The sequence below is a fragment of the Streptomyces lydicus genome, from assembly GCF_001729485.1.
Lineage (GTDB): Bacteria > Actinomycetota > Actinomycetes > Streptomycetales > Streptomycetaceae > Streptomyces > Streptomyces lydicus_D.
In genome coordinates this window covers 7,144,492-7,168,532 of the sequence record NZ_CP017157.1, presented here as the reverse complement: position 1 = coordinate 7,168,532, position 24,041 = coordinate 7,144,492, and the positions used below count along the sequence as shown (strand labels likewise).

23 protein-coding genes are annotated in these 24,041 nt (G+C 73.2%); 10 read left to right on the top strand and 13 right to left on the bottom strand.

Translation table 11 applies throughout. The features are described from left to right. The first annotated feature begins 19 nt into the window (after positions 1-19). Complete coding sequence (locus SL103_RS31065) at positions 20-2,146, top strand: serine/threonine-protein kinase (protein ID WP_069572280.1); 2,127 nt, start codon at positions 20-22, stop codon at positions 2,144-2,146. Positions 2,147-2,186: 40 nt separating this feature from the next. Here SL103_RS31065 and SL103_RS31060 read toward each other — a convergent pair whose 3' ends face one another. From SL103_RS31060 to SL103_RS31035, 7 genes are all read right to left on the bottom strand, one after another. After that, positions 2,187-2,753 (bottom strand): DJ-1/PfpI family protein, encoded by a 567-nt coding sequence (locus tag SL103_RS31060; protein WP_069572279.1) that lies wholly within the window; start codon positions 2,751-2,753, stop codon positions 2,187-2,189. A gap of 152 nt (positions 2,754-2,905) precedes the next feature. After that, entirely contained in the window at positions 2,906-3,463 is a 558-nt protein-coding gene (locus tag SL103_RS31055) for a hypothetical protein (RefSeq protein ID WP_069572278.1), read from the bottom strand. 37 nt (positions 3,464-3,500) lie between these two features. Then, positions 3,501-4,109, bottom strand: coding sequence for a nucleoside triphosphate pyrophosphatase (locus tag SL103_RS31050; protein ID WP_069572277.1), 609 nt, complete (start codon positions 4,107-4,109; stop codon positions 3,501-3,503). Positions 4,110-4,152: 43 nt separating this feature from the next. Next, positions 4,153-5,637, bottom strand: coding sequence for a peptidoglycan D,D-transpeptidase FtsI family protein (locus SL103_RS31045; protein WP_069572276.1), 1,485 nt, complete (start codon positions 5,635-5,637; stop codon positions 4,153-4,155). Positions 5,638-5,801: 164 nt separating this feature from the next. Continuing rightward, positions 5,802-5,930 carry a morphogenic membrane protein MmpB gene (gene mmpB / locus SL103_RS39335; protein WP_279631177.1) on the bottom strand — a complete coding sequence of 43 codons (129 nt, stop codon included), beginning with the start codon at positions 5,928-5,930 and terminating at the stop codon, positions 5,802-5,804. 125 nt (positions 5,931-6,055) lie between these two features. Further along, positions 6,056-6,271, bottom strand: coding sequence for an acyl-CoA carboxylase epsilon subunit (locus SL103_RS31040; protein ID WP_033269591.1), 216 nt, complete (start codon positions 6,269-6,271; stop codon positions 6,056-6,058). Between the two features lie 14 nt (positions 6,272-6,285). Continuing rightward, a complete protein-coding gene (locus tag SL103_RS31035) occupies positions 6,286-7,875 on the bottom strand; it encodes an acyl-CoA carboxylase subunit beta (RefSeq protein ID WP_069572275.1) in 1,590 nt (529 codons plus the stop codon). Positions 7,876-8,006: 131 nt separating this feature from the next. Between SL103_RS31035 and SL103_RS31030 the strand changes: the two genes are divergently transcribed. From SL103_RS31030 to hutH, 5 genes are all read left to right on the top strand, one after another. Further along, a complete protein-coding gene (locus SL103_RS31030) occupies positions 8,007-8,897 on the top strand; it encodes a biotin--[acetyl-CoA-carboxylase] ligase (RefSeq protein WP_069572274.1) in 891 nt (296 codons plus the stop codon). Between the two features lie 240 nt (positions 8,898-9,137). Beyond that, complete coding sequence (locus SL103_RS31025; protein WP_069572273.1) at positions 9,138-10,301, top strand: adenylate/guanylate cyclase domain-containing protein; 1,164 nt, start codon at positions 9,138-9,140, stop codon at positions 10,299-10,301. A 168-nt stretch (positions 10,302-10,469) separates the two neighbouring features. Continuing rightward, entirely contained in the window at positions 10,470-11,264 is a 795-nt protein-coding gene (locus tag SL103_RS31020) for an enoyl-CoA hydratase/isomerase family protein (protein ID WP_069572272.1), read from the top strand. 232 nt (positions 11,265-11,496) lie between these two features. Continuing rightward, the gene (locus SL103_RS31015; RefSeq protein WP_069574266.1) at positions 11,497-12,603 is read left to right on the top strand and encodes a sensor domain-containing diguanylate cyclase; all 1,107 of its coding nucleotides are present in this window, start codon (positions 11,497-11,499) and stop codon (positions 12,601-12,603) included. A 114-nt stretch (positions 12,604-12,717) separates the two neighbouring features. Further along, a complete protein-coding gene (gene hutH / locus SL103_RS31010; RefSeq protein ID WP_069572271.1) occupies positions 12,718-14,256 on the top strand; it encodes a histidine ammonia-lyase in 1,539 nt (512 codons plus the stop codon). Positions 14,257-14,307: 51 nt separating this feature from the next. On the opposite strand, the gene SL103_RS31005 is transcribed toward hutH, so the two are convergent. Next, positions 14,308-14,697 (bottom strand): hypothetical protein, encoded by a 390-nt coding sequence (locus SL103_RS31005; RefSeq protein WP_069572270.1) that lies wholly within the window; start codon positions 14,695-14,697, stop codon positions 14,308-14,310. Between the two features lie 160 nt (positions 14,698-14,857). On the opposite strand from SL103_RS31005, the gene SL103_RS31000 reads away from it, so the two are divergent. The 3 genes from SL103_RS31000 to SL103_RS30990 all read left to right on the top strand — a co-directional run bounded on the left by SL103_RS31000 (position 14,858) and on the right by SL103_RS30990 (position 18,024). Then, positions 14,858-15,145, top strand: a complete 288-nt coding sequence (locus SL103_RS31000; protein WP_079146327.1) for a hypothetical protein — start codon at positions 14,858-14,860, stop codon at positions 15,143-15,145. Positions 15,146-15,413: 268 nt separating this feature from the next. Further along, complete coding sequence (locus SL103_RS30995; RefSeq protein ID WP_079146066.1) at positions 15,414-16,685, top strand: L,D-transpeptidase; 1,272 nt, start codon at positions 15,414-15,416, stop codon at positions 16,683-16,685. Between the two features lie 46 nt (positions 16,686-16,731). Then, entirely contained in the window at positions 16,732-18,024 is a 1,293-nt protein-coding gene (locus SL103_RS30990) for a DUF2786 domain-containing protein (RefSeq protein ID WP_069572267.1), read from the top strand. A 25-nt stretch (positions 18,025-18,049) separates the two neighbouring features. On the opposite strand, the gene SL103_RS30985 is transcribed toward SL103_RS30990, so the two are convergent. Next, positions 18,050-18,688 (bottom strand): response regulator, encoded by a 639-nt coding sequence (locus SL103_RS30985; protein ID WP_069572266.1) that lies wholly within the window; start codon positions 18,686-18,688, stop codon positions 18,050-18,052. Continuing rightward, the gene (locus SL103_RS30980) at positions 18,678-19,952 is read right to left on the bottom strand and encodes a sensor histidine kinase (RefSeq protein WP_069572265.1); all 1,275 of its coding nucleotides are present in this window, start codon (positions 19,950-19,952) and stop codon (positions 18,678-18,680) included. The genes SL103_RS30985 and SL103_RS30980 overlap by 11 nt, the downstream gene beginning before the upstream one ends. A 226-nt stretch (positions 19,953-20,178) precedes the next feature. Between SL103_RS30980 and SL103_RS30975 the strand changes: the two genes are divergently transcribed. Next, positions 20,179-20,724, top strand: a complete 546-nt coding sequence (locus tag SL103_RS30975) for a hypothetical protein (protein ID WP_069572264.1) — start codon at positions 20,179-20,181, stop codon at positions 20,722-20,724. Positions 20,725-20,790: 66 nt separating this feature from the next. Here SL103_RS30975 and SL103_RS30970 read toward each other — a convergent pair whose 3' ends face one another. The 3 genes from SL103_RS30970 to SL103_RS30960 form a co-directional block, all read right to left on the bottom strand. Then, the gene (locus tag SL103_RS30970) at positions 20,791-21,696 is read right to left on the bottom strand and encodes a phosphorothioated DNA-binding restriction endonuclease (RefSeq protein ID WP_069574265.1); all 906 of its coding nucleotides are present in this window, start codon (positions 21,694-21,696) and stop codon (positions 20,791-20,793) included. A 111-nt stretch (positions 21,697-21,807) separates the two neighbouring features. Then, entirely contained in the window at positions 21,808-23,274 is a 1,467-nt protein-coding gene (locus SL103_RS30965; protein WP_069572263.1) for an amino acid permease, read from the bottom strand. A gap of 340 nt (positions 23,275-23,614) precedes the next feature. Then, entirely contained in the window at positions 23,615-23,911 is a 297-nt protein-coding gene (locus SL103_RS30960; protein WP_069574264.1) for a GYD domain-containing protein, read from the bottom strand. Positions 23,912-24,041: the final 130 nt, after the last annotated feature.

The following is a 24,041-nucleotide window of genomic DNA, read 5'->3' as shown; positions in this document are numbered from 1 at the left end:
CGCCGGAAGGACACCGCCCATGAAACCCCTCGGCACCGGCGACCCGCTCCGCCTCGGCCCGTACCGCCTGCTCGGCGTGCTCGGCGAGGGCGGGATGGGCAAGGTCTACGTCGGCCAGGACGGCGAGGGCACCGTCGCCGCGGTCAAGGTGCTCCGGCCCGAACTCACCGACGAGGCGAACCTCGCCCGCCGCTTCGTCCGCGAGGCGCAGGCCGCGACGGCCGTGACCAGCAAGGGCGTGGCCCGCGTCCTGGGGACGGACACGGAGGGCGGACGGCCGTGGATCGCCACCGAGTTCCTCGCCGGCCCGACCCTCGACGAGGCCGTCGAGACGTACGGCCCGTTCGACGAACCGGCCGTGCGCGCGCTCGCCGCGTCGCTCGCGCGCACCCTGGTGGACATCCACGCCACCGGCCTGGTCCACCGCGACCTCAAGCCCCCGAACATCGTGCTGACGTCCAGCGGTCCGCGCGTCATCGACTTCGGCATCGCCCGGCCCGAGCACGGCCTGACCCTCACCACCACCGGCCAGGTCCCGGTCACGCCCGGCTACGGCGCCCCCGAACAGGTCCTGGGCCGCCGGGTCGCCGCGCCCGCCGACGTCTTCTCCCTGGGCGCGGTCCTGGTGAACGCGGCCAGCGGCCGGCGGGCCTTCGACGGCTCCCACATCGCCGCCCTCCAGTACAAGGTCGTCCACGACGAGCCCGATCTGACCGGTGTCCCGGACGTGCTGCGCCCGCTCATCGCCCCCCTCCTGGCCAAGGACCCGGCCGCCCGCCCCACGCCCGAGCTGATCGCCGCGGCCTTCGCGCCGCCCCGGGGCGCCGAACGGGCCTGGCGGCGCGGCCCGGTGAGCCAGGCGATCAAGCAGCGGGAGAGCGGCATCCACGAGCTGACCACCACGCTCGTCGCGGGCGCCGCCCCGCAGCGGGTCTCCCGGCGCCGGCTGCTCACCGGCCTCGCCGCGGGCGGGGCGGTCCTCGCGGCGGGCGGCGGCGCGGCGGCGGCGTGGTGGCCGCGTCCGCCGGCGCCCAGGAAGAAGGTCGACCTCTTCGCCTTCCCGCCCGCCGTCAAGACGCCCCTGGCGCACGTGCTGGACCACAACGACGGCGACATGATCGTCGGCGGCTCGCCGAAGCCGCTGTGGGTCCTGCACAGCCTCGGCGCGGACACCCCCGCCCCGCTGCCCGTCCGGGACGTCATCGTCTTCGGCACCCGCGACGGCGGGATCGCCGCCCACAACGTCGTGGACGGCAAACGGCGTTGGGCCGCCCGCGACATCAAGCCGACCGGCCGCTACCTCTCCCTCTCGGACCGCCTGATAGCGGCCGTCGACGCCAAGGGGACGCTGCGCACCTTCGTCCCCTCCACGGGGGAACGCCGGTGGACCGCCGACGTCGGGGCCCACCAGCTGCTGGCCGCGGACGACGAGGCGGTCTACCTGGTGACCGGGGACCACCGGCTGCGCGCCGTCGGCCGCTCCGACGCGAAGGTCCGCTGGACGGCGCCCCTCGACAAGCCCTTCCGCAAGGTCACCCCGCCCGGCCTCGTCGCGGACGGCCGCCTGGTCCTCGGCACCGACGACGGCACCGTCCTCGCCGTCGACACCGCGAACGGCCGGCGGGTGTGGGACCTCCGCGGCCGGTCCGACGGCTTCGTCCGGCCCTCCTGCCACGGCGGCACCGTCTACCTGGGCGGCAAGTCGATGACGGCCCGCAGGGCCGCCGACGGCAAGGAGCTGTGGACCGTACGCAAGCGCGCCCTGGCGGGCGCACTGGACACCCGGAAGCAGCCCTTCGTCTCCTTCGGCCCGGTGACCGCCACCGCGGACGCCCTGTACGCCACCCACCACGCGTATGTCGACGACGACGCCACCCTGCCCTTCAAGTGGAAGCCCGGGGACGGCAGCGAGGTCTTCCAGCTCCGCGCCAGCTCCAACGTCGCCACGCCCGTGCTGCCCCAGGGCAACGGCCTGTGGATGATCGAGGGCGACCCCTGGTACGCGGTCAACGTGGTCAGCGCGCGGGACGGCAGTCCGGTCTGGGAGTACAAGGTGGGCAAGGCGGACCGCCAGTGGCTGGTGGCCGACGGCAACCGGGTCTTCGTGCTGAACGACGAGTCGCTGTACGCCCTTCCGGTGTTCTGAGCGGGCGGGCCCGGGACGCCGGTTCCGGGCCCGCGCCGTTTCAGCCGTTCGCCGGGGCGTGCTCCCGCAGGACCTTCATGAACGCGCGCATCCAGTCGGGGTGGTCGTTCCAGGCGCGGGCCGAGACGACCTTGCCGTCGACGACCGCGGAGCCGTCGACGAAGACGCCGCCGCCCATCTCGACGTCGGGGGCGCAGGCCGGGTAGGCGGCGGTGCGGCGGCCCTTGAGGACGCCGAGGGGGGCCAGGGAGACGGCCGCGTGGCAGATGTGGGCGACGGGTTTGTCGGCGTCGAAGAAGTGGGTGACGACCCGGCGGTAGTCGGCGTCGTTGCGGAGGTACTCGGGGCCCCGGCCGCCGGGGAGCACCAGCGCCGCGTACTCGTCCGGGTCGACCTCGGACAGTGCGAGGTCGGACGGCCAGGAGTGGCCCTCGCGCTCGATGTAGGTGTCGAAGCTGTCGACGAAGTCGTGGACGACGAATTGCAGCTTCTTGCGGGACGGGGCGGCGACCCGCGGTTCGTAGCCCTCCTCCAGCAGCCGCTGGTAGGGGTAGAAGAACTCCAGGTCCTCGGTGGCGTCGCCGGCGATCAGCAGGATCTTGGGCATGCTGCCTCCTCCTCGTGAGCGCATCAACCGGTCTGATCGGGGGTGATCGGGCCGTATCGGATCAATCGGTTCCCCGCGCCGGGACGTTGAATGCGCCGGTCCCGGTGGGCTTTCCGGATGCTGTTCCGGCGGAGGGCCGGGCCCGGCCGGGGTCAGGCCGCGGCCCCGGTCGCCGTGTCGGTCGCGGTGTCGGTCGGGGTGCCGGCCGGTTCGGCCGGTTCGGCCGGTTCGGCCGTGAGCCGGGCCGCCCGGCGCCGGACCAGGAGGGCCTGCACCGTGTACGTCACCGCCAGGTAGAGGTGGAGGGTGGACAGGCCCAGCAGGCCGCCGGTGGCGGTGTGGTCGATCCACTGCGCCATCGCGGCGTGCACGGCGGCCGATCCCAGCCACAGCGCCGTGGTGAGCGCGGTCCCCTTCCGCAGCGCCCCGCCGTCCGGGCCGCGCCAGACCCGTACGGTCCGGGCCCGGACGACGCCCAGCGGCACCGCCAGGGCGAGGGTCAGCACGACCAGGGCGACGGTCGGCGCCGTCAGCGGGTGGTGCGCCGTCGCCGACGCCACGCCGAAGGTGAGGGCGACCACCCCCAGGACGCCGAGGACGGCCGTGCCGATCAGCGGTGCCGCGGCGCGCACCGGCCGGGTCCGCAGCTGGCGGCGGACGATCAGTGCGACGACGAGCAGGGCGAGGGCCGGTCCGGCCGTGGTGTGCATCGTTCCCCCCGTATGTGTGGTGCGTCGGTCCCGGTGGTCAGGTCCACAGGTCGGTGACGGCCACGCCGAGGTCCGCGAGGAGGCGGCGCAGCAGCGGCAGGGACAGCCCGATGACGTTGCCGGGGTCGCCGTCGATGCCGTCGATGAAGGGCGCGGAGCGGCCGTCGAGGGTGAAGGCGCCGGCGACGAAGAGCGGTTCGCCGCTCTCGACGTAGGCGGTGATCTCGGCGTCGGTCGGCTCGCCGAAGCGGACCGTGGTCGAGGCGGTCGCGGACACCTGCCGGCCGTCGGCGGTGTCGATGAGGCAGTGGCCGGTCTGCAGGACGCCGGAGCGGCCGCGCATGGACTTCCAGCGGGCGGTGGCGTCCTCGGCGTCCACCGGCTTGCCGAGGGCCCGGCCGTCCAGTTCCAGCACCGAGTCGCAGCCGATGACCAGCGCGCCGTGCGCCTCCGGGCGGGCGGCGACCGCGGCGGCCTTCGCCTCGGCGAGTATGCGGGCCAGCTCACCGGGGGTGTCGGCGCTCAGCGCGTCCTCGTCGACGCCGCTGACGATCACCTCGGGCGCCAGTCCGGCCTGGCGCAGCAGGGCCAGCCGGGCGGGGGACTGGGAGGCGAGGACGAGGCGGGGGCGGGCATCTTCGGTCATGCCCGCCATCGTACGGAGCCGCGGCGGGCGGGGTGCGGCCGGACTACTTGCCCAGTACCGCCTGCATGACCTGCTTGGCGATCGGGCCGCCGAGCTTGCCGCCGGCGATCTCGGAGCGCGGGATGTCCATGTCCTTGGGGTCGACGAAGACGGCGACCGCCACCGGGGAGGAGCCGTCGCTCTGCTTGGCGTAGGAGACGAACCAGGCGTAGGGGCGCTCGTCGTTGACGTTCGCGCCGTGCTGGGCGGTGCCGGTCTTGCCGCCGACGGTCACCCCGTCGATGGCGGCCTTGGAGGCGGTGCCCTTGTCGACGGTGTACTCCATCATCTCCTGCACCTTCCTGGCGGTGCCGGCGGAGACGGCCTGGGACATCAGCTTCGGCTCGAACTTCTGGATCGTCGACAGGTCGGGGCCGCGCAGTTCGTCGACGAGGTGCGGCGTCATCAGCTTGCCGTCGTTGGCGAGTGCCGCGGCGACCATCGCCATCTGCATCGGGGTGCTGGTCAGGCTGCCCTGGCCCATGCCGGTCAGCGCGGTCTGCGGCTTGTCGAGCTTGTCCGGGTAGAGGCTCTTGGTGGCCAGCAGGTCGCCGAACTCCTTGTCATAGACGTTCGAGTTGAAGCCGAACTTCTCCGCGGTCTCGCGCATCTTGTCCTTGCCGACCTTCAGCGCGGTGTCCAGGAAGACGTTGTTGCACGACCACTGCATGCCGATCTTCAGGGACGCCTTGTCGCAGGGCGCGCCGGCCACGTCGTTGCCGATCTTCGTGGTGCTCAGCGGCAGCTGGTACGGGGCGGGGGCGCCCGACGGGGCGTCGATGTCGCTGACCACGCCGTGCTCCAGGGCCGCGGCCGCGGTGAGGATCTTGAAGGTGGAGCCGGGGGCGTAGGTCTCGCGCAGCGCGCGGTTGTTGAGCGGCTTGCTCTTGTCGGCGTCCAGCGCCTTGAACTTCCGGCTCTCGGAGTTGGAGATGCCGGCGAAGACCGACGGGTCGTAGGAGGGGGTGGAGGCCAGCGCGAGGACCCTGCCGTTGCGCGGGTCGAGGGCGACCACGGCGCCCTTGGCGTTCAGGTCGGTCAGCCCCTTGTAGGCGGCCTTCTGCGCCTTGGGGTCGATGGTGGTGATCACGTCGCCGCCGCGCGGCTTCTGGCCGGTGAGGATGTCCTTGGCGTGCTTGAGGGCGAGCTTGTCGTCCTTGCCGGAGAGCAGCTTGTTGTAGATGCCCTCCAGGAAGGTGCTGCCCTGGGCCTGCGAGGCGAAGCCGGTGACCGGCGCGTACATCGGGCCGTCCTTGTACGTCCGCTTGTACTTGAAGTCGCCGGAGGTGGCGACGGAGCCGGTGACCGGCCGGCCGCCGACGATGATGTTGCCGCGCGGGTAGGAGAACGCCTCGATCTTGACCCGGCGGTTGTTGGGGTCGTTGGCGAGGTCGTCGCCCTGGACGAACTGCACCCAGGTCGCCCGGGCCAGCAGGGCCAGCACCAGCACCCCGCAGAAGACGGCTATATGCCTCAGCGGCCTGTTCATCGTTCTCCCACTCCCCGTCGGCCGCGCCGCCCGCGGACGGCGAGCGTCCGAATTGCGCTCTTCGAGAGTGAAAGATGAGATTCCGGGGGCTCTGGTTGCAGCCGGGGGGTGTGAGCGTTACCTCCCGTCGGCGGGAACCTCCGCCCGGGCGCGGGCGTCGGCGGTCAGCGCGCCGAGAGCAGGAACATCAGCAGCACCGCCGCCACGGCCAGCACGATGCCCAGCCGGCGGAGCTTGGCCTGCACGTCGCGCAGCTCCTCGGGCGGTTCGTCGGGCGGATCGGACCACAGCATGTATCGATCCTGTGCCCGGAACGTTCACGGCGCCTGAGTACGCGTACTCAGGCGCCGTGGCGCAAAGGACTAGTCGGTGCATCATGCATCGACTTGGTGGGCCGGTCCGTGGCCGGCGCGGCCGGTCAGCGCGGCCAGTGGCTCGTCCGCCAGGCCCGCGGCCCCGGGTGCGGCATGCGGGACCGGGCCGGGACCGTCGTTGCCGGATCCGACCACTCGGTGCCGGAGTCACCGCTGCCGGGTGCCGGGCCGGCGGCGGCCGCCGCGGCCCGGGCCTGCACCACCGCCAGTGCGGCGGCCAGCTCCTCCGGGGTCGGGTTGCCCCGTACGACCTTGATCATCCTCGACCGACCTCCTACAGCGGGATGTTGCCGTGCTTCTTCGGCGGCAGGGCCTCGCGCTTGTTGCGCAGCGCGCGCAGCCCCCGGACGATGTGCCGGCGCGTCTCGGACGGCATGATCACCGCGTCGACGTAGCCGCGCTCGGCCGCCACGTACGGGTTGAGCAGGGTCTCCTCGTACTCCCGGATCAGCTCCTGGCGGCGCGCCTCCAGCGCGGCCGGGTCGTCGATCGCGGCGAGCGTGCGGCGGTGCAGGATGTTCACCGCGCCCTGCGCGCCCATGACCGCGATCTGCGCGGTCGGCCAGGCCAGGTTCAGGTCGGCGCCCAGGTGCTTGGAGCCCATGACGTCGTACGCGCCGCCGAACGCCTTGCGGGTGATGACCGTGATCAGCGGGACCGTCGCCTCCGCGTACGCGTAGATCAGCTTGGCGCCGCGCCGGATGATGCCGTCGTACTCCTGGTCCGTGCCGGGCAGGAAGCCGGGGACGTCCACGAAGGTCAGGACGGGGATGTTGTAGGCGTCGCAGGTCCGCACGAACCGCGCGGCCTTCTCGCTCGCCTTGATGTCCAGGGTGCCCGCGAACTGCATCGGCTGGTTGGCGACCACGCCGACCGAGTGGCCCTCGACCCGCCCGAAGCCGGTGACGATGTTCGGTGCGAAGAGCGACTGGGTCTCGAGGAACTCCCCGTCGTCCAGGACGTGCTCGACCGCCGTGATCATGTCGTACGGCTGGTTCGCCGAGTCCGGGACCAGGGCGTCCAGCTCGCGGTCGTGGTCCGAGGTCTCCAGGTCCGCCTCCTCGGGGAAGACAGGCGGGTCGGAGAGGTTGTTCGACGGCAGGTAGGACAGCAGGCCCTTGACGTAGTCGACGGCGTCCTTCTCGTCACCCGCCATGTGGTGCGCCACGCCGGAGGTGGTGTTGTGCGTCCGGGCGCCGCCCAGCTCCTCGAAGCCCACGTCCTCACCGGTGACCGTCTTGATGACGTCCGGTCCGGTGATGAACATGTGCGAGGTCTGGTCGACCATGACCGTGAAGTCGGTGATCGCGGGGGAGTACACCGCGCCGCCCGCGCAGGGGCCGACGACCAGGCTGATCTGCGGGATCACGCCCGAGGCGTGGGTGTTGCGGCGGAAGATCTCGCCGTACATGCCCAGCGAGACCACGCCCTCCTGGATGCGCGCGCCGCCGGAGTCGTTGATGCCGACGACCGGGCAGCCGGTCTTCAGCGCGAAGTCCATCACCTTGACGATCTTCTCGCCGAAGACCCCGCCGAGCGCCCCGCCGAAGACCGTGAAGTCCTGCGAGAAGACGGCCACCGGGCGGCCGTCGACCGTGCCGTAGCCGGTCACCACGCCGTCGCCGTACGGGCGGTTCTGCTCCAGCCCGAAATTGGTCGAACGGTGCCGGGCGAACTCGTCCAGCTCGACGAACGAGCCCTCGTCCAGCAGCAGGTCGATGCGCTCACGCGCCGTCAACTTGCCCTTCGCGTGCTGCTTTTCCACCGCCCTGGCGGAACCGGCGTGGGTGGCTTCTTCGACCCGCCGCTGCAGGTCCGCCAGTTTGCCCGCGGTGGTGTGGATGTTTGCTTCCGGCTCGGACATCGGGATGCGGCTCCTGCTCGTCCTGGACTGGTGCTCGTACTGAGGGTGGTACGTGTGTGGCTACCAACCCGTAGCGTATCGGCGGGGCTGCTCAGCGGCAGTGCGTCGTTGACCACACCTAGGCTGGTGCCATGACGCCTCAACCGCCGGAAAACCGGGACAAAGACGCCGGTCGCTGGAGCGATCTGGGCCGCCCGCCGCTGAACGCCACCGCGCTGCGCCGGGCGCTGGTGCGCCCCGGCAGCCTCTGGACGTCCCTCGACGTCGTTCCCGTCACCGGCTCCACCAACACCGATCTGGCGGAACGGTCGTCGAAGGACGCGGCCGAGGGGGCCGTTCTGGTGGCCGAGGAGCAGTCCGCCGGCCGCGGCCGACTGGACCGCACCTGGTCGGCGCCCCCGCGCTCGGGCCTCTTCTTCTCCGTCTACCTCACCCCGCGGGCGCCCGTGGCGCGCTGGGGGTGGCTCCCGCTGCTCGCCGGAGTCGCCACCGCGACGGCCCTCGCGCGTACCGCCGGCGTCGACACCGCACTCAAGTGGCCCAACGACCTCCTGGTCACTGTCGACGGCGCCGAACGCAAGGCCGGCGGCATCCTCGCCGAACGGACCGAGGGCGGCGTCGTCGTCGGCATCGGCCTCAACGTCACCCTCACCGCCGACGAGCTGCCCGTCCCCACCGCGGGCTCCCTCGCCCTGGCCGGCGCCCGCACCACCGACCGCGACCCGCTGCTGCGCGCCGTGCTGCGGTCCCTGGAGCACTGGTACGGCGAATGGCAGACCGCCGACGGCGACCCCGGGGCCAGCGGCCTCCAGGCGGCCTACGCCGCGGGCTGCGCCACCCTGGGCCGCGAGGTGCGCGCCGAACTGCCCGGCGACACCTCGCTCACCGGTGAGGCGGTCGCCATCGACGGCGACGGCCGGCTGGTGCTGGCGACCGGCGAGGGCGTGCAGCAGCCGGTGGGGGCGGGCGACATCATCCATCTGCGGGCGACGGACGGAAACGGCCCGGCCCGTCCGCAGTGACGCACCGCCGCACTCCCGGCGGCCCCCGCACCGACAGCAACCACCAACGGCTCCGCCCCGGGCCACCACGGCGTAGCCGCGGCGGGCCACCACGGCGTAGCCGCGGCGGGTAACCCCGATGCACGTGACGAGTGAGCCACGGCACACCTGCCGTATCGTTGAGGCGGTCCGCCAGGGAGCGGGCCTCGGGCGAGCAGTGATCGGAAGGGCAGTGCGCAGGGATCGGACAGGGAGCGGCCGGTGACCGCCGACGACTCGGGCGCCACCCCGCGCGGGGTGGACACCGAGGACGACGCCGTACGCGACGTCCCGGAGGGCGAGCCGCCGGAGGCGGGCGGCGAGGGTGAGGAGGGCGAGGAGAACAGCATCGCCCTCCGCCTCGAACAGCTCATCCTCGGCGCCGACCGCCGCTACACGCCGTTCCAGGCGGCCCGCAGCGCCGGTGTCTCCATGGACCTCGCGGCCCGCTTCTGGCGGGCCATGGGTTTCGCCGACATCGGCCAGGTCAAGGCGCTCACCGAGGCCGACGTGCTGGCGCTGCGGCGGCTCGCCGGTCTCGTCGAGGCCGGCCTGCTGAGCGAGGCGATGGCCGTGCAGGTCGCCCGCTCCACGGGGCAGACCACCGCCCGCCTCGCCGACTGGCAGATCGACTCCTTCCTGGAGGGCCTCACCGAGCCCCAGGACTCCGGCCTGACCCGTACGGAGATCACCTATCCGCTGGTCGAGCTGCTGCTGCCGGAGCTGGAGGAGTTCCTGGTCTACGTCTGGCGGCGCCAGCTCGCCGCCGCCACCGGCCGGGTCGTACGGGCCCAGGACGACGCCGAGATGGTCGACCGCCGGCTCGCCGTCGGCTTCGCCGACCTGGTCGGGTTCACCCGGCTGACCCGCCGCCTGGAGGAGGAGGAACTGGGCGAGCTGGTCGAGGCGTTCGAGACCACCTGCTCGGACCTGGTCGCCGCGCACGGCGGCCGGCTCATCAAGACCCTCGGTGACGAGGTCCTCTTCTCCGCCGACGACGCCGGGGTCGCCGCCGAGATCGGCCTGCGGCTGATCGAGACCATGACGAACGACGAGACGATGCCCGAGCTGCGGGTCGGCATCGCCTTCGGCACGGTCACGACCCGGATGGGCGATGTGTTCGGCACGACCGTGAATCTGGCCAGCCGGCTGACGTCGATAGCGCCGAAGGACACCGTGCTGGTGGACGAGGCGTTCGCCGAGGAGCTGGGCCGGATCGGTGACGCGCCGATCTCCGAGGCGGAGGCCGCGGCCGCGGAGAAGGCCGCCGAGGAGGGCACCGGCGCCGCACCGCCGTCGTACCGCTTCGCGCTGCAGCCGATGTGGCAGCGGCCGGTGCGCGGCCTGGGCGTCGTGGAGCCGTGGCTGCTGACCCGGCGCGGCTGACCGCCGGCACCGGCTGAACGGGGGGCCGTCCGGGTGCCCCGGAGCCGCCGTCCCCGGGCGCCGTTCCCGGAGCGCCGCCCCGTACCCCTGTCCCGCCCGGCCCTCACCTGGCATGATCCGTCCCGTCACACAGGTCAACGCTCGTTAACAGGACGCCAGGAGGGCTTCATGCAGCGGTTCGGCGAGGACGGATGGGTCGGCATCGAGCGCCACGGCTTCGTGGCGGAGCTGGTCATGGACCGCCCCAAGGCCATGAACGCGGTCTCCACGGCCATGGCCGACGCCCTCGCGGGGGCCTGTGCCGAGCTCGCCGCGGACCACTCCGTACGGGCGGTGGTGCTCACCTCCACCCACGAGCGGGCGTTCTGCGTCGGGGCCGACCTCAAGGAGCGCAACTCCTTCACCGACGCGGACCTGATGCGGCAGCGCCCGCACACCCGCGCCGCCTACACGGGCGTACTGGAGCTGCCGGTGCCCACCGTCGCCGCGGTGCACGGCTTCGCGCTCGGCGGCGGCTTCGAGCTGGCGCTGGCCTGCGACCTGATCGTGGCGGACCCGACGGCGGTGGTCGGCCTGCCGGAGGTGTCGGTGGGCGTCATCCCCGGCGGCGGGGGCACCCAGCTGCTGCCGCGCCGGGTGGGGGCGGCGCGCGCCGCGGAGCTGGTGTTCACCGCGCGGCGGGTGCCGGCGCCCGAGGCGGCGGAGCTGGGCCTGGTGGACCGGCTGGCCGAGGAGGGGCAGGACCGGGCCGAGGCGCTGGAGCTGGCGGCCGGGATCGCCCGCAACTCGCCGGTCGGGCTGCGTGCCGCGAAGCGGGCGATGCGCCTGGGGCACGGTCTGGACCTGCGGGCCGGCCTGGAGGTCGAGGACGGCGCCTGGCGCAGCGTGGCCTTCTCCGGTGACCGCGCCGAGGGCGTGGCGGCGTTCAACGAGAAGCGGGACCCCCAGTGGCCGGGGGAGTGACGGCGGCGTTCGATCACTCTCCGTGATCGATGCGGTCGAGGGCCGGGATGCGGCCCGTTACCAGTCAGGACGCGGATAACGCCCCGGTGTCATTCCCACGCCGAAAGGGGCGAAAGGGGCTAAACATTCCTACGCTGTAGTACAGAGCGTGCTCACGGTGACGGAATGTGAGGATCCGGTGACGGGCGAGGGCGATGCGAGGCTGCGGGCAGTCGTGGAACTGGCGCAGGCGATGGCGGCCGCGCACACCCCGCGCGAATCGGCGCACGCCGCGGCGCAAGGGGTGCGCCAGGCCCTGGGCGGCTCCTTCGCGGCGATCTCGAAGTGGGAGCGGGAACTGGGCAAGCTGCGGGTGCTGGTCAACGTCGGCGAACTCGCCGAGGGCGAGGAGGAGTTCCCGGAGGACGAGAGCTACCCCGTCCACGAGTTCCCGGAGATCGTCGGCTTCCTGCACGAGCAGTGGGCCGGCGGCGGCGAGCCCAGTGCCTGGGTGGAGACCGCCGAGACGGACCCGGCGCCGCGCGGGCCCGGCGACGCCGGCCCGTACAACCACCAGCGGGTGGCCGCGCTGCGCCGCCGCGGCCGGGGCTGCTGCGTCGTCGCGCCGATCGTGCTGCACGGCCGGGCGTGGGGCGAGCTGTACGTCGCCCGGCGCACCGGCGAGCCGGTCTTCGACCGGGCGGACGCCGACTTCGCGAGCGTGCTCGCCGCCGTCACGGCCGCCGGGATCGCCCAGACCGAGCGGCTGGCGGAGGCCCGCCGGCTGGCCTTCACCGACGCGCTGACCGGCCTCGCCAATCGGCGCGCCGTCGACATGCGGCTGGACGAGGCGCTGGAGCTGCACCGGGGGGCCGACGTGGTGGTCAGCCTGGTGGTGTGCGACCTCAACGGGCTGAAGCGGGTCAACGACTCCCGCGGCCACGCGGTGGGGGACCGGCTGCTGGAGCGGTTCGGTTCGGTGCTGTCGCTGTGCGGTGCGATGCTGCCCGGCACGCTCGCCGCCCGGCTCGGCGGCGACGAGTTCTGCCTGCTGGCGGTGGGCCCGCCGGCCGACGAGGTGGTCAAGGTGGCCGGTGAACTGTGCGACCGCGCCGGTGAGTTGGACCTCGGTGAGGGCGTCGCGGTGGGGGTCGCCTCGACCGGCGACCCGATCGGGCCGGTACGCAGCGGCCGCCGGCTCTTCCGGCTCGCGGACGCCGCCCAGTACAAGGCGAAGGCGGCGGGCTCGGGCGAGCCGGTGGTGGCCGGCCGGCACGGCGGCAAGGACGATCCGGTCGTCCGGCTCGCGGACGCCCCCGACCGGCGGCCGGGGCCGGAACGCCGGCGCTTCCGGAGGTGAGGCGGCTGGGATTGCGTGCCCGCCGGGCCGCGGTGCTCACTGCCGGTAAGGGGTGATCCCGAAATCCGGTGGTGACATCCGGCGATTCAGTCTCTAGGGTGCCTGAATATGGATATGCACACTGTGGTGCTGGGGACGTCCGGCACGACCGCACAGGACGTCATCGCGGTGGCCCGCGGCGCGGCCCGGATCGAGCTGTCCGAGGAAGCCCTCGCGGCCGTCACCGCCTCGCGCGCCTTCATCGACGAACTCGCCGCCAAGCCCGAGCCCGTCTACGGGGTCTCCACCGGCTTCGGTGCCCTCGCCGTCCGCCACATCAGTCCCGAGCTGCGGGTCCAGCTCCAGCGCAACATCGTGCGCTCGCACGCGGCCGGCATGGGCCCCCGGGTCGAGCGCGAGGTCGTCCGCGCGCTGATGTTCCTGCGGCTCAAGACCCTCGCCTCCGGGCACACCGGCGTCCGCCCGCTCGTCGTCGAGACCATGGCCGCCATACTCAACGCCGGCATCACGCCGGTGGTGCACGAGTACGGCTCGCTCGGCTGCTCCGGCGACCTCGCGCCGCTCTCGCACTGCGCGCTCACGCTGATGGGCGAGGGCGACGCGGAGGGCCCCGACGGCGTCGTACGGCCGGCCGGCGAACTGCTCGCGGCGCACGGCATCGAGCCCGTCGAGCTGCGCGAGAAGGAGGGCCTGGCCCTCCTCAACGGGACCGACGGCATGCTCGGCATGCTCGTGATGGCCTGCGCCGACCTCACCCGGCTGTTCACCTCGGCGGACATCACCGCGGCCCTCTCCCTGGAGGCGCTGCTCGGCACCGACAAGGTCCTCGCGCCCGAGCTGCACGCCATCCGCCCGCACCCCGGGCAGGCCGCCTCGGCCGCCAACATGCTGAAGGTGCTGGACGGTTCCGGTTTCACCGGCCACCACCAGGACGACGCCCCGCGCGTCCAGGACGCCTACTCCATCCGCTGCGCCCCGCAGGTCGCCGGCGCCGGCCGGGACACCCTCGCGCACGCCCGGCTGGTCGCCGACCGCGAGCTGGCGTCGGCGGTCGACAACCCCGTCGTCCTGCCGGACGGCCGGGTGGAGTCCAACGGCAACTTCCACGGCGCGCCGGTCGCCTACGTGCTGGACTTCCTCGCCATCGCCGCGGCCGACCTGGGCTCGATCGCCGAGCGCCGCACCGACCGCCTGCTCGACAAGAACCGCTCGCACGGCCTGCCCGCCTTCCTGGCCGGCGACCCGGGCGTCGACTCCGGCCTGATGATCGCCCAGTACACCCAGGCGGCGCTGGTCAGCGAGCTGAAGCGGCTGGCCGCCCCCGCCTCGGTGGACTCCATCCCGTCCTCCGCGATGCAGGAGGACCACGTCTCGATGGGCTGGTCCGCGGCGCGCAAGCTGCGCACCGCGATCGACAACCTCACCCGGGTCGTCGCCGTGGAGCTCTACGCCGCGACCCGCGCCGTCGAGATGCGCGAGGGACTGACCCCGGCCCCGGCCACCCGCGCGGTGCTCGACGCGGTCCGCGCGGCGGGCGTCCAGGGCCCGGGCGAGGACCGCTTCCTGGCGCCGGACCTGGAGGCCGCCTACGCGTTCGTGCGGAGCGGCGAGCTGGTGGCGGCCGTGCAGACGGTCACCGGAGAGCTGGCGTAACGGCCGCGCGGGGGCCCGGACGGAGCTCCGGGCGCCCCGCCGGCGGGCGGGTCAAACGCTCCCGTCGCGGGTGCGGCGTACGGAGTAGCTGACCAGCCCGGCGCCGAGCGCGAGGCAGGCGGCACCACCGATCACGTACGGGGTGGTGTCCGGGCTGCCGGTGTCGGCGAGGTGGTGCGACGCGACGGCGGAGCCGGCGGCCTGCGGACCGCGGGCCGGTCCGCTTCCGTCGGCGGCGGTGCCGGTGTGCGCGCCGTCGGCCGTCGGGCCGGTCCCGGTGGCGTCGGCGAGACCGGACCCGGCCGGGGCGGAGGCCGCCCGCAGCCCGGAATATGTCACTCCGTCAGCTTCCGCGGTGGCATTGGCGGAGGGCACGAACCACAGGGCGAGCAGCACCGATCCCGCGGCTGCGGCGGTCAGTAGTGGTCGACGTGCGGTCACGGGAGCGATCCTCCTTGTGGGTCCGGCGAATTGGCCGTTGAGCGCAGATGTTAGTGACCGCCGCGGGTCGCGGGGAAGTCAGGACCCGACCATGCCTAACCTCCGTGCTATGAGCAATGGTGAGACATCACGTTTTGTGCGCCTTCATGTGGAACTGATCATGGAGGTCACCGACGCCGGCCGGCTGACCGGCGCCGCCCTGGAGCACATCGACCGCGACACCTCGCTCCCGGACGAGGAGCGCAGACAGTCGCAGGAGACCGCGAAGGAGGAGCCGGCGGAGGCGCTGGCCCAGCTGATCGACCCGTTCGACCTCGTCACCGCCGTACCGGGCGTCGAGCTCGCGCAGGCGTCCTGGAGCAGTGAGGAGCTGACCGATTACGACCCGGACGCCGAGTGGGACGCGGCGGAGTGGGACCTGGCGGACGACGCGGACGGGGAGGGCTGACCCCGGCCCCGCGCCCGCCCACCGGACACGGCCCCCGCACGGCATTCCCGCCGTGCGGGGGCCGGTGTGCGTGCGGGGCCCGGGCCCGCGGGGACGATCAAGGACATACGTGTCCTACCCCACACTTTTCAGAGGAATGGAACGGGCGAAACGGAAAAGGCGTTCAATTGGGCGTCGGCCGGAATGTCAACGTCCGGATATGCCTGCGCGCAGCGGGCAGATCGCTCGGGGATGTTTTGCGAACTCGGTAGCAATGGAGATGCGTGTGATGACGGACAGCAAGCGCCGCAAGGGCCTCATAGCCAGCGCCGCGCTGCTCGGGGGCGTACTCACGCTGGCGGCGTGTGGCGGCAGCAGTGCGGCGGACGGCGGGACCGGCGGCGGTGGCGCTGACGGCACCCGGCACGAGAACGCCCAGCAGGTCGACGAGGCCGCCGCCAAGGACGCCTCGGATGCCAGAATCACCATCTCGCCCGAGGACGGCGCCGCGGGCGCGGGCCTCAACAGCGACGCCAAGGTCACGGTCAGTGGCGGGAAACTCACCGACGTCACCATGACCTCCGTCGAGACCAAGCAGACCGTCGCCGGCACGGTGTCCGCCGACGGCACCCGCTGGACGCCGAACCAGCCGCTGCACCGCGCGACGAAGTACAAGGTCACCGCGCACGCCGTGGACGCGCAGGGCCGCAAGGCGGTGGAGAACTCCAGCTTCACCACGGTCTCCCCGGCGAACAGCTTCATCGGGAACTTCACGCCGGAGGACGGCTCGACCGTCGGCGTCGGCATGCCGGTGTCGATCAACTTCGACAAGCCGGTCAGGAACAAGACCGCCGTGGAATCCGCGATCAAGGTCTCGGCCAGCAGCAACCAGCAGGTCGTCGGCCACTGGTTCAGCGACACCCGGCTGGACTTCCGCCCCCGGGACTACTGGAAGCCGAACTCCGACGTCACCATGAAGCTCGGCCTCGACGGCGTCCAGGCGTCGCCGGGCGTCTCCGGCATCCAGAACAAGACCGTCAGCTTCCACGTCGGCCACTCGCAGATCAGCACCGTCGACACCAAGGCGCACCGGATGACCGTGGTGCGCGACGGCCGGGTCATCAAGACCATCCCGATCTCCGCCGGCAGCGACGAGCACCCGACCTACGACGGTGCGATGGTCATCTCCGAGCGGTTCAAGCAGACCCGGATGAACGGCTCGACCGTCGGCTTCAAGAAGAAGGACGGCAAGGGCGAGTACGACATCCCCGACGTCCCGCACGCCCAGCGCCTGACGGCCTCCGGCACCTTCATCCACGGCAACTACTGGGGCAAGGGCATCTTCGGCCACGCCAACACCAGCCACGGCTGCATCGGCCTGGAGGACGTCAAGGGCGCCGACAACGCCAAGACGAACGGCGCCTGGTTCTTCGACCACTCGCAGACCGGTGACGTCGTCAAGGTGATCAACTCCCCCGACCACGCCGTCAAGCCCGACAACGGCCTCAACGGCTGGAACATGAGCTGGTCGCAGTGGCTCGCGGGCAGCGCCGCCGGCTGACGCCCGGCGGCCCCGCCCCGCGGGGCGCGGCTCGTAGAGTGACCCGGTGAGCGAGCGGGGAAAGAAGCAGCGCGGCGGGGCGTCGCCGTCGGCGGCCGACGAACTGGTCGGACGGGTGCTCGGCAGCGTCCGCTACGCGCCGGACGGCGCGCCGGCCGAGGACGCCGTCGAGGCGGGCGCCTCGATGCTGGCCGCGGCCGAGCCCGGCTGGGAGGCCGTGAGCACGGCACTGGTCGCCGCCGCCGCGGCGGCCGTCCGGCAGTGCTGGGCGGGCGGCTGGCAACCCGCCGACCTGGAGCGGATCGTCCGGCGCGACGCGCCCCACCCGGCGCGCACCGCACTGGTCGTCGACGCCATCGCCGCCGAGGCGGCCCGGCCGTCCGGGCGGCGGACCGCGCACGGCGCCCGCTGGGACGCGCAACTGCGGCAGATCGGCGCCGAGGTCTGGTGGGAGTCCGACCGCGGCTACCTCGACGCGCTCGCCCGGCGCCGCCGCACCTCCCGCTTCGAGACCGCGTACGACCTGCTGGCGGCGCTGCGCACGCTCGCGCGGCTGCCCCGCATCTCCCCGCTCCCGGACCCGCCCGCGGCCGGCACCACGAGCGGCACAACACCCCGGGACCGGGACCGCACCGCCGCCGCCTCCCGCGCGCTCGGCCGGATCCGCGGCCTGCTCGCCAAGGCCGAGGCCACCGACTACCCCGAGGAGGCGGAAGCCCTGTCCGCCAAGGCGCAGGAGCTGATGGCGCGGCACAGCATCGACGAGGCGCTGCTCGACAGCGCGGACGGCTCCGCGGACGGCGCGGGCGGCCCGTCGGCGCTCCGCATCGGCATCGAGGGACCGTACGAGCAGGCCAAGGCGCTGCTCCTGGACGCGGTCGCGGCGGCCAACCGCTGCCGGTCCGTCTGGGCCGCCGACGTCGGCTTCTCGACCCTCGTCGGCTTCCCGCCGGACCTGGAGGCCGCCGAACTGCTCTACACCTCGCTGCTCCTCCAGGCCACCGCCGCGATGAACCGGGCCGGCGACGATCACCACGCCCGCGGCCGCTCCCGCCGCACCCGCGACTTCCGCCAGACCTTCCTCGTCGGCTACGCGGACCGCATCCGCGACCGGCTGACGGCGGCCACCGAGGCTGCCACCGCCGCGGCCGGCGCCGAGTCCGCGGACACCGCCCCGGACCTCCTCCCCGTCCTCGCCGCCCGCGAACTCGCCGTCGAGGAGACCACCGGCACCCTCTTCCCCGACACCGCCCCGGTCCGCCTGCGCGGCGTCCACGACGCCGCCGGCTGGCACCAGGGCAGGGCCGCCGCGGACCGCGCGCAACTCGACGGAGGGTGAGCCGGCGGCGGCACGGGCGCCCCGCTCACGTCAGCAAACCGCGCTCCAGCGCCGTGAGCACCGCCGCGGTCCGGTCCGCCACGCCGAGCTTCCTGAACGCCCGCAGCAGATGCGTCTTGACCGTGGCCTCACCGATGAACAGCGCCCGGCCGATCTCGGCGTTGCTCAGCCCCTGACCGACCAGCCGCAGCACCTCGCACTCCCGGCCGGACAGCAGCGGCGCCGCCTCCGTCCGCGCCCGGACCAGCTTTCCGGCCAGCGACGGCGTCAGCACCGTCTCGCCCCGCGCGGCGGCGTGCACCGCCTCGACCAGCTGTGCCCGGGACGTCCCCTTGAGCAGATAGCCGGCCGCGCCCGCCTCCACCGCGCGCAGGATGTCGCCGTCGTCCTCGTACGTGGTGACGATGACCACCCGGCTGCGCGGCGAACGCCGCAGGATGTGGCCGGTCGCCGCGACCCCGTCCATCCCGCCCATCCGCAGATCGAGCAGCACGACGTCCGGAGCCAGCCGCTCCGCCTGCGCCACCGCCTCCTCACCGGAGCCTGCCTGCCCGGCGATCTCGATACCCGGGTCGGAGGCGAGCATCGCGCACAGTCCCTCCCGTACGACGGGGTGGTCGTCGGCCAGCAGCACCCGGACCGCGGCCGTCCGCTCAGGCGTCATCGTCCGTCCCCGCTCCGGCGGCCGCGCCGCCGCTCGGCACCGGCAGGTGCACCGCCACGACGGTGCCCTCACCCGGCGCGCTGACCACTGTCATCTCCCCGCCGCACTCCGCGACCCGGGCCCGCAGCCCGGCCAGTCCGAACCCGCCCGCCGACCGGCCGTCCGCCGCGTCCACCGCGTCCTCCCCCGTCTCCCCGGGCACGAAGCCCCCGCCGTCGTCCCTGACGACGAGGCCGACCCGCCCCGCGCCGTACCGCAGCGTCACCTCCACCCGGCCCGCGGCGGCGTGCTTGCGTACGTTCGCCAGCGACTCCTGCGCCGCACGCAGCAGGACGACGGACACCTGCATCGGCAGCGGCCCTTCCGCACCCTCCACGGCGAACCGCACCGGCACCCCGGTCTGCGCGGTCAGGCCGTCCGCCTGCCGTCGTACGGCCCGGGCCGGCGAACTCCGCTCCAGCGGCGCCGGCGCCCGCCCGGCGACGAAGGCGCGCGCCTCGGCCAGCGAGTCCCTGGCCACCCGTCCCGCCAGCGCGAGGTGCCGGCGGGAGCCGTCGAGCCCGGGCGCGTCCGCCACCTCCGTCTCGGCGGCCTGCACCAGCCCGATGATGCTGGTCAGGCTCTGGGCGAGGGTGTCGTGGATCTCCCGCGCCAGCCGCTCCCGTTCGGCGGCGATCCCCGCCTGGTGCGACAGCCGGGCCACCTGGGCGCGGTTGCGCTGCAACTCCTCGATCAGCTCGGCGTGTTCCCTGTTCTGCCGCACCACGCGCTTGATCCACAATCCGAGCAGCGCCGACAGGGCGACGCCGAGCAGCGAGGCGAGCACCGCGGCCGGTGGCGGCGGGTCGCCGGCGCCCCGCCGCACCCACCACGCCACCGGCGGCAGGAGGTTGACGAGTACGGCGACCACCACGGCGGGCCGGGCCGGCAGGCTCATCATCAGCATCGGGACCACGCCGAACAGGGCGAACGAGCCCGTCGGGTCGGCGAACGCGACCAGCGCGAAGATCCCGACCAGCCCGGCGCAGAAGACCACGTTGCGCCGTCCGCCGCCGCCGCGCCCGGTCAGCAGCTGCCGGCCGAGGGCCGCGTACCAGACGGCGGCCACGGTCAGCCCGACGATCGCCGCGACACGACGGCCCTGGGAAGTGCCGGACATGAACACCAGCCCCGTGGTGACCAGATGACACACCACGAAGTAGCCGTCCCACAGCCCGAGCCACCGCACCCGCGCCCGCGGCCCGCGCTCCGCCTCAACCGCCACCGCTCACACACTCCCCGCGCCGCGGTGTCCACCGGCCGGTGGACACCGCGTCAACCGACCGGTCGTACCGTCCCCGCACCCCGCCGCCATACCGTCGAAGACAGCCGCGGGCAGCAGCATTGCCGCCGCCAACGGCCCCACGGGACCCGCCCGCTGACGTGCACTCACCGGCCGGGCGCGGGCGTCCCGCCGACCCACCCACCGCCATCAGAAGGCCCTGTTCTCGATGAGTCCCTTCCTGACCGCGCTCCTCGCCAGCGGAACGATCCTGATCATTATCCTTGCCACCGATCTGGGCGTGCGCCGGGTCACCACGATGCGCATGCTGCGGTCCGTGATCGCCGTCGCCGTCGTCGTCGGGCTCTTCGTGCACTCCCTGCCGACGTCCGGCAACGCCCCGTCGTTCCAGCTCATCGGCGTCGGCGTGGGAGTCATCTGCGGTCTCGTCGCGGGCGCCCTGCTCCCCGCCCACCGTGGCGCCGACGGCCGCGTCCACACCACCGGCGGCGCCGGCTACGCGATCCTGTGGATCGTCCTGTCCAGCGCCCGCGTCCTGTTCGCCTACGGCTCCGAGCACTGGTTCGCCGCGGGCCTGATCCGCTTCAGCATCGACAACCGGCTGAGCGGCGCCGACGTCTACGCCAACGCCTTCGTCTTCATGTCCCTCGCCATGGTCCTCACCCGCACCGGCGTCCTCCTGGCCAAGAGCCGCCGCCTCCGGCGGACGGCCCCCGCGACGGAACCCGCGCCCCGGCACTCGGCGACCGTGTGACGCGCGCCCGGCAGCCGGCCGGGGGGCGCGGGCCGGTGACCCGTCACCGGCCCGCGCCCCGCGCGCTCAGGCAGGCTCCGGGACCCGGGCGGCGCCGCGGAACACCTGCGCCGTGTGCCACGCGATGCGCTCGGCGGCGACCCGGTCACTCCCGCTCTGCGGCCCGAGGAGGCCCTGGCCGCTGAGCCCGAGGACCTGACTCCGCGCGGCGCCACCGCGCCCGACGAACTCCCGCGACACCGTGATGTTCCGGTCGGCGTCCAGCCCCAGCGCACCCCTGTCGAACAGCTTGTGGTGCAGGGAGCACAGACACAGGCAGTTGGCGAGGTCGTCCGGCCCCTGGAACGCCCACCACTGGACGTGCGCGGCCTCCAGCCCGACCGGCACCCGGCCGAGCGCCCCGTCGAAACCGCAGAAGGCACACCGGTACTCGTACGCCACGAGCACGTCCCGGCGCAGCTCGACCGCGCGCCGCCGCCGGTCGCGTACGGCGCCGGCCGCGAGCGGGGCCGGACCGGCCCCCTCCAGGTCGAGCCCGACGGAGGCGGCGATGTCCGGATGGATCGACGGCGGGAAGTGGACGTCCAGCAGCAGCTGGGTCAGCCGCCCCAGCAGCGACGGGTCCGCCACCAGCGCGGCCCGCAGCCCCGGCGCCAACTGCCCCCGCGCACCGCTCTCCCGCAGCACCTGCACCCCTGACCCCGGACTGCCGGCGCCGGCGTCCGTCCGCACCTCCCACACCTCGTCACTGACCAGATGATGGAAGGGGTACGACGGCGACGTGGGACGGGTGGGCCCGAAGTCCTGCAGCAGCTCCCGCAGGTCCCGCTCGACGTCCGAGTACCGCAGGTCGTCGTCGGGACACCGCCGGAACCGCCCCAGCGCGTACAGCAGCAGCAACGGCTTGTGCGGCGCCCGCACCCCGTTCCGCGCCCACTGCCGCAGATTCCCCACCCGCTCCATCCAGTCCATGGCCATGGACTGTAGGGGGCCACGGGGCCAACGGGGCCGGCGAGGCGGGGAGTTGCGGCGTGGACCTCAGCCGGCGTCGGAGAGGCGGGCGGCACGGGCCGCCCGTACGCGTCAGCCGGCGTCGGAGGAGGACGAGGCCGGGGACGAGGACGACGCGCCGTCGGACGTGCCGGTCACGTCGGCCCGCCGGTCGCGCCGCTGCTTGAGATGGCCCGCGGTCGCCAGCGCCGCCACCACGACGGCCGTACCGGCGAGCTGCTGACGGCCGTCCGCGTTGGCGGCCATGACGGCGAAGATCCCGAGGATGGCGGCGAACGCGACCCAGGTCAGCACGGGGAAGCCCCACATCCGCACCGAGAGCAGCTCGGGTGCCTCACGCTCCAGGCGGCGGCGCATCCTCAGCTGGGTGAGGCAGACGAGCGACCACACGACCAGCACCGAGCAGCCGGCGATGTTCAGCAGCCAGGCGAACACGGTGGTCGGCCAGACGATCCCGGCGATCACCGCCGCGAAGCCGAACGCGCAGGACGCCAGCACCGCCGCCGCCGGCACGCCCCTGGTGACCCGGCCCAGGAAACGCGGGCCGAGACCCCGGCTGACGAGGGAGTACGCCATCCGCGACGAGCCGTAGATGTTGGCGTTCATCGCCGAGAGCAGCGCCACCAGCACCACGATCTGCATGATCGTGCCGGCCGCCGGAATACCGAGGTGGTCCAGCACGGTGACGTACGGGCCGGCCGTGGCGACCTTCGGGTCGTTCCACGGCACCAGGGTGACGACCACGGCCATGGACCCGATGTAGAAGACGGCGATGCGCCAGACCGCGGTACGGACGGCCCGGGCCACGTTCTGGCTCGGCCGGTCGGATTCCGCCGCGGCGATGGTGACGGTCTCCAGACCGGCGAACCCGGAAATGGTGGTCAGCAGCCCGGCGGCGAGCCCGCCGACACCCGTCGGGAAGAAGCCGCCGTGACCGGTGAGGTGGCTCGTCCCGGGCGCCGTGCCGAAGACGCCGAGGATGCCGAGCACACCCAGCACCAGGAAGGCCACGATCGTGGTGACCTTGATGGCGGCGAACCAGAACTCGAACTCGCCGAAATTCTTGACCGCGGTCAGGTTGCTGGCGCAGAAGAACACCATGAAGACCGCCACCCAGCCGTAGGCGGGGAGGAACGGCACCCAGGTGTGCATGATCGTGCCCGCCGCGGTGGCCTCGGCGGCCACCCCCGCGCAGAGCATCAGCCAGTACATCCAGCCCGAGGTGGCACCGGCCCAGGACCCGATCTCCTCCTCGGCGTGCACCGAGAACGACCCCGTGGAGGGCCGCGCCGCGGACATCTCCCCGAGCATCCGCATGATCAGCATGACCAGCGCGCCGGCCCCCACGAAGAGCAGCACGACGGCCGGCCCGGCCGCGGCGATACCCACTCCGGAGCCCACGAAGAGCCCGGCGCCGATGACCCCGCCGAGCGCGATCATCGACAGATGCCGCTGCTTGAGACCGTGCGACAACACGGCCCCGCCCTCCTGCGCGGCCTGCGGGGTGCCCTCGGGTGACCGGGTTGATGTCCGACTCATGGTCGTGCCTGTTCCATCGATCGAGACGTGCGTTGAACCCGAGGAGTCTGGACGTCCCCCGAACCCGTACGCCGTGAACGCCCGCTATGCGGACACTCCCCTCACAGGCGGTGAAGACGCCGCCACGCACCCCAAACGCACAGTCAACGACTCACAAAGACACCTCGCCGGGCAACCCGCAACCAGCCCGCGTCCCGACGGCCCCTCTCGACGAACGCCCCCCGGCCCGACACCGGACAGCACCGATCCGCCTCCACGCCTCCACGCCCCCACCCGCCGGACGGCACGGGGGCGGCTCTCCCCCCCACACACACTCGCCCGTCGCGGGCGCGGCAGATCGTCAGCCGGCGGCCTTGGCGATGATGCGCCCCATCTCCTCCTGCCCGAAGGCCCGCAACGTCGTGGTACGGACGTTGCCCACCCCACCCAGCTGCAGGAGCGTCGCGGTCGCAGCCTCGTCGTCAGGCGCCTCGACGATCGCCACGAGGTCGTACGGGCCGACGGTCCAGTAAAGCTTCAGGACCTTCGCCCCGAGCTTCTGAGCCGCCGCGGCAAAGGCGTCAGCACGCTTCGCCGTGTCCTTGAAGTTCCGGACCCCCTGGTCGGTCCAGTTGAGCAACGCAACATACGTCGGCATGTCCATCAACCTCCACGAGGAAACACATCGCAAGGTCAACCCTGCGCACCCCACCCGGCCCCCGCACGAGGTGCGCACCCGAACGAGCACCGGGCACGACGGGGGCTCCCGGGCGGTTACCCACAGGGGC